We start from the raw sequence: 2,592 nt of genomic DNA on the forward strand, positions 1-2,592 counted from the left end.
ATTATTTTCGAAATCGGCAATTTTTTGGAATGGATTTTATTTTTGACGAAATTCCAAATAAACATGTCCCCTTCCATTACGATGTTTTTTACAATAGTCCTTCAGAATTTGTTGTGGGGACAACAGATTGCCTGACAGGAGAGCCTGTTTATTTTAAGAAGAAGGATTACGGGGATGACCTTTTAACCGTGATACGGGCATCAAGCTCCCTTCCATTTATTGCACCTGAAGTCCGTTTTAAAGATAAAGTATTACTTGATGGTGGCATTAGCGATCCCATTCCAATCAAGAAAGCACAACAGGATGGATTTGCAAAAAATATCGTCATTCTTACAAGAAATGAGGGGTATTTGAAAAAGCCCTCGAAGTTTCATTTTCTTGTTGATCGCAAGTATCCCGAATACAAAGGCTTGCAAAAGTCCCTTAGGAATCGATATCAAAAATACAATGAAACGGTCGAATATGTTGAGAAGGAAGAGAAAAAGGGAAATGTTTTGATTATCCGCCCGTCCCAGCCATTGAAGGTCGGTAGAATGGAAAGGAATCCCCAAAGGCTGGAAGAGCTATACAATCAAGGCTACGAAGATGCCAGAGCATCTATGTCAACGATAATTAACTATATTAAGAATTAAGAGAAGGGACCATTTCGTCTCTTCTTTTTTATTCTAATCGTAATCTCCTATCATTTTTTTTGTTAATAGTAAATAAACTAAGAAAAGAGGAATTGATAAGGAGTTTTCTAGATGAAAATAAATGAATATTACCGGGATACAGCTCATTTGAACTTAAATGGTAGTATTGCTTCTCTATTGCCAGTTATCATAATCATTGCTGGCAACCTTTCTATTTTTAAAACAAAAGAAATCATGTTATTAACGATCCCATTTCTTATCTATAGTTTGGTTAGTTTTCAATTCTATCTTTTTAGAAGGCGGCAGTCGATTTCAATTGACAGACAGATGAGGAAATCTGAGGTCGGAAGAATGTCTTTATTTGAATCACACCATTTACTAGTGCTCTTTCTGAACACTAAATCTTCTAGACTACTATTTTACTTTCCGAACGGGCATCTTGCTGGAATGATTAAGAGATATCGAGGCAAAGGGACGAAGAAGCTATCTTTTTCAAAAATTTATGCACTCTATTCCATGGAGAACCAGAACCAAGCAATCGGTTACTATAAGGTTAATGGTGGAAAAACGATAAAAATAGAAGTATTTAATCATCGAAGGCAATTCTTAGGCAGTTTTGAGCGAAGAAAAAAGAATTGGAGAACATCCAAAAAGGAATTACTAGATTCGAAAGGAAGGTTTATTGGTGCCGTAGAAGGTGCTGTTGCTTTTATGGATGAACAATTCAAAAACCACGATCACTTTCAGGAAGCACGTCTTCGTCGTGGATGGATGCCATTGGAATGGAGTCCCTTGTTTCCAGAGCCGAATACACCGGTACTTTCCATGAGAGAGACGTTATCTGAACAAGACAAACTCCTTCGGATGTCATTTCTGATTAATGAGTATTTTATCGAAAGATAGAAGTTTCGACAGTTTCCCTCATGGACATTGTTTGGTATGATAAATAAAATACTGATATCAAGGTTGTGGGGGATGAAGAATGGAAGTCCAATTAATAAAGGGTCATGGTTCGGGAAATGACTTTCTAATCATTGATGAAATGTCGAATGGATATTCATTTTCGGAAAGTGAACGTGCGGAACTTGCGAAATTGTTATGTAATCGTCAGTCTGAATTAGGGGCAGACGGAATTCTTTTCGTGATGAATAGCAAAAACGCGGATGGTCGGATGCGTGTCTTTAACTCAGACGGGTCTGAAGCATCGATGTGTGGAAATGGATTGCGGCTTGTTGCGAGATATGTATGTGAACATCTTGGCCAAAATAAAGCCGTAATTGAAACAATGAAAGCAAATTTAAAGGTGAGCAAACAAAAAGACCTGTTACCAGACATCCATACTTATCAGGTGGAAATTTCTCCTGTCTTGTTTGAATTAAGGGCTCTTCCATTGAATTTAAATAAACCAACTCTTTTCAATGAGAGAATTGAAGAACTATCAGCAGATTTAAGGTTTACAGCACTGGCAGTTCCCAATCCACATCTAATTGCTATTGTTGAAGCAGCACAGCTAGAAGGCGACCTTCAAAAACAGCTTAGTGAAAAAGTTAATGGTCCTAATCAGTTGTTTCCTGACGGAGTCAATGTAAGCTTTGTTAAGCACTTACAGCCGGGTTCCATTTATGTAAGAACATTTGAGCGTGGTGTTGGTTTTACCAATGCCTGTGGGACTGCTATGTCAGCTTCTACGCTCGTCACTTGTTTACAGGAATTAAATGAATTGGAAAGCGTCGTTAATGTTTATAATAATGGCGGAAAAGTCCAATGTGTTGCCCATGAAAGCGAAGGAAAATACTCGATTGACTTAATAGGGAATGCCACCTATCTCTATAATGCTACAGTAAATGTTGACCTAGAGAATCGTTCGTTTATAGTTTCAACTAAAACAGAACATTCTGAACAGGCTTCGTATGAGCAATTGCAAAATGAAGCAAAAAAGTTTGTTGAAACGAATATGAAA

General features: G+C 37.5%; 3 protein-coding genes. All 3 read left to right on the top strand.

From position 1 onward, the window contains the following. Positions 1–632, top strand: a 632-nt coding sequence (locus V7659_RS09220) for a patatin-like phospholipase family protein (RefSeq protein ID WP_335539609.1), incomplete at its 5' end; no start/stop codon positions are given. A gap of 111 nt (positions 633–743) precedes the next feature. Next, positions 744–1,535, top strand: coding sequence for a hypothetical protein (locus tag V7659_RS09225; protein ID WP_335539611.1), 792 nt, complete (start codon positions 744–746; stop codon positions 1,533–1,535). Positions 1,536–1,614: 79 nt separating this feature from the next. Continuing rightward, positions 1,615–2,592, top strand: a 978-nt coding sequence (gene dapF / locus V7659_RS09230) for a diaminopimelate epimerase (protein ID WP_335539613.1), incomplete at its 3' end; no start/stop codon positions are given.

The organism is Neobacillus drentensis (assembly GCF_036966985.1).
GTDB classification, from domain to species: domain Bacteria; phylum Bacillota; class Bacilli; order Bacillales; family Cytobacillaceae; genus Neobacillus; species Neobacillus drentensis_E.